The sequence below is a fragment of the Pseudomonas sp. 05T35 genome (assembly GCF_056396605.1).
Genome location: NZ_JBFTLU010000432.1, coordinates 1 through 6,523, shown reverse-complemented (window position 1 = coordinate 6,523; position 6,523 = coordinate 1). Strand labels below are relative to the sequence as shown.

At 59.7% G+C, this 6,523-nt stretch carries 2 protein-coding genes and 2 pseudogenes; 3 read left to right on the top strand and 1 reads right to left on the bottom strand.

Going from position 1 to position 6,523, the window contains the following annotated elements; all coding sequences use genetic code 11:
• The 3 genes and pseudogenes from AC1DH9_RS24615 to recD all read left to right on the top strand — a co-directional run.
• A pseudogene (locus AC1DH9_RS24615) lies at window positions 1-427 on the top strand (exodeoxyribonuclease V subunit gamma); the annotation flags it as partial.
• A pseudogene (gene recB, locus AC1DH9_RS24610) lies at window positions 424-4,055 on the top strand (exodeoxyribonuclease V subunit beta). The pseudogenes AC1DH9_RS24615 and recB, both read left to right, overlap by 4 nt.
• Entirely contained in the window at window positions 4,052-6,139 is a 2,088-nt protein-coding gene (gene recD / locus AC1DH9_RS24605; protein ID WP_477808943.1) for an exodeoxyribonuclease V subunit alpha, read from the top strand. Before recB ends, recD begins: the two are co-directional and overlap by 4 nt.
• A gap of 65 nt (window positions 6,140-6,204) precedes the next feature.
• Here the strand turns inward: recD and AC1DH9_RS24600 are convergent.
• On the bottom strand, window positions 6,205-6,523 hold a 319-nt coding region (locus tag AC1DH9_RS24600; protein WP_477808942.1), incomplete at its 5' end, for an ATP-binding cassette domain-containing protein.

Sequence of the window (6,523 nt, the reverse complement as noted above, 5' to 3'; positions counted from 1 at the left end):
TCCTTGGGTTAATCACCTGGTGGCTTGCGCGAGCGGCTTGTCGATGACTACGGGGTTGGTGGCCAGTGACGATACCTTGCTGCTTGCCCCTATCGAGCAAGATGCCGCGCTGAAAACCCTGGGCAATCTGTTACAGGCCTGGCAATCAGGTATGCGCCAGCCATTGCCCGTAGCGGTAAAAACGGCTTTCGCCTGGCTGGGGCAGACTGATCCGCTCAAAGCCGAGGCTGCCGCTCGCAAGGCCTATGAGGGCGACGGTCAGACCACCGATGGTGAGCGCCGCGAAAGTCCTGCACTGGCTCGCCAGTTTGCCGATTACAACGCCTTGATTGCCGACGAAACCTTTGTCGATTGGTGTGACGCGCTCTACCGTCCGCTGTTCGAAGCCCCTTGGCGTTCATTGACCAGTGAGGAGTCGCACTCATGACGGCGAAAGTCCCTCTGGCATTAGCCTTCCCGCTTCGCGGTAGTCAACTGATCGAAGCCAGTGCCGGCACCGGTAAGACGTTCACTATTTCCGCCCTCTATCTGCGCCTGGTGCTTGGTCACGGTGACGAGTCTGCCGGTTTTGGTCGTGAACTCCTGYCACCGCAAATCCTCGTGGTGACCTTTACTGATGCCGCGACCAAGGAGTTGCGTGAACGGATCCGTACACGTCTTGCCGAGGCCGCGCGGTTTTTCCGCGACGAAACGCCAGCGCCCGATAGCCTGATTGCCGAGTTACGGGGGCAGTTCAGTCCCGAACAGTGGTCCGGCTGTGCGAACCGTTTGGACATCGCCGCACAGTGGATGGATGAGGCGGCAGTTTCGACGATTCACAGTTGGTGCCAACGGATGCTGCGCGAGCACGCGTTTGACAGTGGCAGTCTGTTCACCCAAACCCTTGAAGTAGATCACAGCGATTTGCTCGGTGAAGTTCTGCGCGATTACTGGCGACTGTTTTGCTACCCGATGCAAGGTGATGCGCTGAACTGGGTTCGCAGCCATTGGGGCGGCCCGGCTGCCTTGTTGCCACGGGTACGCGGGTTGTTTGCCAGTGAGCGTGATAGCGCTGAAGGGAAAGAGCCTGCCGAGCTGATCACGGAGTGCCTGCAAGCTCGACGTGATGCGTTGCTGGAGCTCAAGGCGCCTTGGCGACAATGGGCGCAGGAGTTGCGTGAGATCTGTCTGCAAGGCGTCGCCAGCAAGTCTGTCGACGGGCGCAAGATGCAAGCGCGTTACTTCGAGCCCTGGTTCGAGAAAATCAGCGCCTGGGCCGAGGATGACAGCCTTGAACAACTGGATATCGGCACCGGCTTCAATCGTTTGACACCCGATGGCATGGCTGAGGCCTGGAAAGGTCAGGCTCCATGTCACCCCGGCCTGGACGCYATGCCCGGCCTGAAAGCCAGTCTCGATGCATTGCCGACTCCGGATGCCGCAGTCCTGAAACATGCCRCACAGTGGGTGGGGGCGCGTTTTGAAGAAGAGAAACGTCGGCGTGCTGAAATGGGTTTCGACGACATGTTGCTCAGGCTCGATGCTGCATTACGAGCCGAGGGTGGCGAGCGTCTGGCGACGTTGATCCGCGAGCAGTTTCCCGTCGCGTTGATCGACGAATTCCAGGACACCGACCCGGTACAGTACCGGATCTTCGAGAGCATCTATCGCATCGAAGATAACAGTCCGGAATGTGGGCTGTTTCTGATCGGCGACCCTAAACAGGCGATCTATGCCTTCCGTGGCGCCGATATCTATACCTACTTGCGCGCGCGCCAGGCAACGACTGGTCGCTTGCATACCCTGGGCACCAACTTCCGTTCCAGTCACGGGATGGTTGATGCGGTGAACCACGTGTTCCAGCGTGCAGAAGTCCGTGAGCAGGGGCGTGGAGCGTTTCTGTTTCGCGAAAAAAACGGCGAAAACCCGGTTCCATTTCTGCCAGTCGAATCTCAAGGCCGCAAAGAGTCTTTGCAGATCAACGGTCAGGCCGTCCCCGCGCTGAATATCTGGCAACTGTCCAGCGAGCAACCATTGTCCGGTGTTGTGTACAGACAGCAACTGGCTGCGGCTTGCGCCAGTGAAATTACGGCGTTGCTCAATGGCGGTCAGCAGGGGCGTGTGGGTTTTGTCCGGGGGGCAGAGGATCTACAGGGGTTGCTACCGGCGGATATCGCGATTCTGGTGCGCGATGGTAAAGAGGCCCAGGCAGTACGTAACGAGTTGTCCGCGCGAGGCGTGCGCAGTGTTTATCTATCGGACAAGGACTCGGTGTTTGCGGCCCAGGAGGCTCACGACCTGTTGAGTTGGCTAAAGGCCTGCGCCGAGCCGGATGTCGAGCGACCACTGCGTGCAGCGCTGGCCAGCATCACCTTGAACCTGTCCCTGACAGAACTGGAGCGCTTGAACCAGGATGAGCTGGCCTGGGAGAAGCGCGTCATGCAGTTTCGCGAGTATCGGGTGATCTGGCGCAGTCAGGGAATCCTGCCAATGCTGCGCCGGTTGCTGCATGATTTCGACCTGCCTCAGGCCTTGATTGCCCGAAGCGATGGTGAGCGGGTACTGACCAACCTGCTGCATCTCTCGGAGTTGTTGCAACAAGCTGCCACCGAGCTCGATGGCGAGCAAGCCCTGATTCGTCATTTGTCTGAGCATCTGGCGTTGTCCGGGCAGGCCGGCGAAGAGCAGATTCTGTTGAGTATCCGTTGGTTTTTCTGCCGTTCATCTGTTCGGCAAAACCGGTGGACGGCAGTCGCTTGCCGATGCACTACCACGACGCGAACGGGCAAGCCCAGATAACGTTGAGCCCAACCCCTGAGTTGATTGCCCTGGCGGACGATGAGCGCCTGGCTGAAGACTTGCGTCTGCTCTATGTGGCCTCGACCCGAGCCCAGCATGCTTGCTGGCTGGGTGTCACCGACCTCAAACGCGGTAATAACAACAGCTCGGTGCTGCACCTGTCGGCATTGGGCTATCTGCTGGGTGGCGGCGAAAAACTGGCCGAATCGACGGCGCTGAAGCGTTGGCTGGAAGACTTGCAGCAAAACTGCAGCGCATTGAGCTATGGCGAGATGCCTGAAGCCACAACCGAACGTTTTCTCCCGCCACGCAATGAGGCAACGTTGCTCGCACCACTGATACCGAAGCGCAAGGCGGCCGAGAACTGGTGGATCGCCTCCTACAGTGCGTTGCGCATAGGCGATAGCCTTAGCGCCGGCAACGACGAGGCGCCGGAAAGCCCGCAAGCGCAAAAGCTTTTCGACGACGAGCGACTTGATCCCGAGGCGCCACGCGAAGTGCTCGCCAGCGGTGGTGATATCCACCGCTTCCCACGCGGGCCGAATCCCGGGACTTTTCTCCATGGATTATTGGAGTGGGCGGGCGACGAAGGTTTCGCCGCAGACCCGAAATCCATCGAAAACGCCATTGCGCGCCGCTGCAACCGCCGTGGCTGGGAGGGCTGGATAAATACCCTAAGCGACTGGCTGCAGCATTTGTTACAAGCGCCATTACGCATCGGAGCCGAGCAACCACCCGTGGTGTTCGAGCAACTGACCGAGTACCGGGTCGAGATGGAGTTCTGGTTTGCCAGCCATAAAGTCGATGTATTGAAGCTCGACGAGCTGGTGCGCCAATTCACCCATGCCGGCGCTTCTCGTGTCGTTGCCGAGCCCGTACTGCTGAATGGCATGTTCAAAGGCTTTATCGACCTGACGTTCGAGCACGCGGGGCGTTACTACGTTGCGGATTACAAGTCCAACTGGCTCGGTGCTGACGATTCGGCCTATACCGAGCAGGCCATGGAACAGTCGATGCTCGATCATCGCTACGACCTGCAATATGTGTTGTATCTACTGGCGCTGCATCGCCAACTAAAGGCACGACTCGCTGATTACGATTACGATCGGCACATGGGCGGCGCCTTGTACCTGTTCCTGCGGGGCACTCGGGGCCCCAGCCAAGGCGTGTATTTCACCCGTCCGCCACGGGAGTTGATCGAGCGTCTGGACCGGCTGTTCCAGGGAAAACCAGAACCCAAGCCTGAACCGGCCTGGGAGCAGGGTGTATTGCTATGAGCCGTTCCTTTGCTGATTTGTTACCCACGCCGTTGACGGCCGAGAGCCTTGCGCAACTGACGCCGCTGAGCCGCGCCGATGACCTGCTGCTGTTACTCGAGCGCTGGGTCGAGCGTGGCTGGCTTCGGGCGCTGGACAAAGCCTTTGTCGCCTTCCTCCACGAACTGGCACCTGATGGCGATCCGCTGGTGTTGCTGGCGGCAGCCTTGACCAGCCATCAACTGGGACACGGGCACGTGTGTCTTGATCTGTTCGAGACGCTCAAGGAACCGGACTTCGCGCTTTCCCTGCCACCGGAAGGCGATCTGCAGACCGGAACCCTGTTGTTGCCATCGCAATTGCTTGAAGCATTGGAGGGAGCGCACTGGTGCAAGGTCCTGGCGTCCAGCAGCCTTGTGGCGCTGGCTGCCGATGGGCGTGACGAAACACAGCAGCGCCCATTGGTTTTGTCCGGCAAGCGACTGTATTTACGCCGTTACTGGACGTACGAACGGCGCATCGACAATGCACTGCGCCAACGACTTATCGTCCATGAACCAACACCTGATGACCTGTCCGAACGCCTGAGTGGCCTGTTTGGCCTGGCCAGTTCCAGCACGCAGATCGATTGGCAAAAACTCGCCTGTGCCCTGGCCACTCGCGGTGCATTCAGCATTGTTACGGGGGGGCCGGGAACCGGTAAAACCACCACGGTTGTGCGTTTGCTGGCCTTGCTCCAGGCGCCAGCCGTGGAGGCGGGCAAGCCACTGCGGATTCGACTTGCCGCCCCCACGGGCAAGGCCGCCGCGCGGCTGACAGAGTCCATCAGCCAGCAAGTTCGCACACTGCAGGTCGCCGAGAGCGTCAGGGACAAAATCCCCTCTGACGTGACCACGGTCCACCGTCTGCTCGGCAGCCGGCCGGGAACCCGGCATTTCCGCCATCACGCCGGCAATCGCCTGCCGTTGGATGTGCTGGTGGTCGACGAAGCCTCGATGATCGATCTGGAGATGATGGCCAACCTGCTTGATGCATTACCGACGCATGCCCGGTTGGTCTTGCTTGGTGACAAGGATCAGTTGGCGTCGGTGGAGGCCGGGGCCGTACTCGGTGATCTGTGCCGCGATGCCGAGGCCGGTTGGTACAGTCCGCAGACCCGTGACTGGCTGGAGGCCGTCAGTGGTGAAAAACTCGGTTCCAGTGGCCTGCAGGAAGATACCGACGCCAGTCACCCGCTGGCCCAGCAGGTCGTGATGCTGCGTCATTCGCGGCGATTTGGCGAAGGCAGCGGCATTGGTCAACTGGCGCGCCGGGTCAATCAGCAACAGGCCGATGAGGCCCGCAAGCTGCTGGCTGCCCGCAGTCATGCCGATCTTTTTTCGCTGGCTCTCAAGGGAGAGCAGGACAGGGCGCTGGAGCGGCTATTGCTCGAAGGCCAGGGCGAAGGTCCGCAGGGATATCGACATTACCTGAGTCTTTTGCGCAACCAGCGTCCGTCCTTCAACTCACTTCCCGACGATCCGTGCTGGGTCGAGTGGGCGCGCAATGTCTTGCAAGCCTTCGACGCTTTCCAGTTGCTGTGCGCCGTGCGCAAGGGACCATGGGGTGTCGAGGGGTTGAATCAGCGGATTACCGGTGCGTTGCTCAAGGCGCGGCTGATCGACAGTGATCAGCAGTGGTACGAAGGGCGTCCGGTGCTGATGACGCGCAACGATTATGGCCTGGGCTTGATGAACGGCGACATCGGTATCGCGCTCAAATTGCCTGAGCGCGATGGCCTGGAGGGCGGACGCCAAGTGTTGCGCGTCGCATTTGCGCGTAACGATGGTCAGGGCGGTGTGAGGTTTGTTCTGCCCAGCCGACTCAATGACGTGGAAACCGTCTACGCCATGACCGTGCACAAATCCCAAGGCTCTGAATTCGCCCATACGGCGTTGATCCTGCCCGATGCGCTGAACCCGGTGCTGACCAAGGAGCTGATCTACACCGGAATCACTCGCGCCAAGKACTGGTTTAGCCTGATCGAACCACGGACCGGGATTTTCGAAGAGGCCGTACGACGCAAGGTCAAGCGCTTGAGCGGGTTGATGCTGGAATTGGGATGAGCGGGTGCAGTGCGGTGGCGAGAGGATTTGACCTTTCGCCACCAAGACCTGGTCTGCTCCGAGGTCTACTCCGCTGCCAGCGCCATTTCGGTCTGGGCGGTCAGGCCCATGAAGCGGCGGACACGTTCGCCGGTCTGCTTGTTGCGTATGGCATACGGGCTGGCATCCAGCTGAATATTCCCGTTTTCCATGAAAATCACCCGATCGGAAATTGACATCGCGAAGTCCATCTCGTGGGTCACGATCAGCATGGTCATACCTTCTTTGGCCAAATCGCGGATCACGTTCAATACATCACCCACCAGTTCCGGATCGAGGGCCGAAGTCGGTTCGTCGAACAGCATGATCTTCGGTTCCATGGCCAATGCCCGGGCAATCGCTACC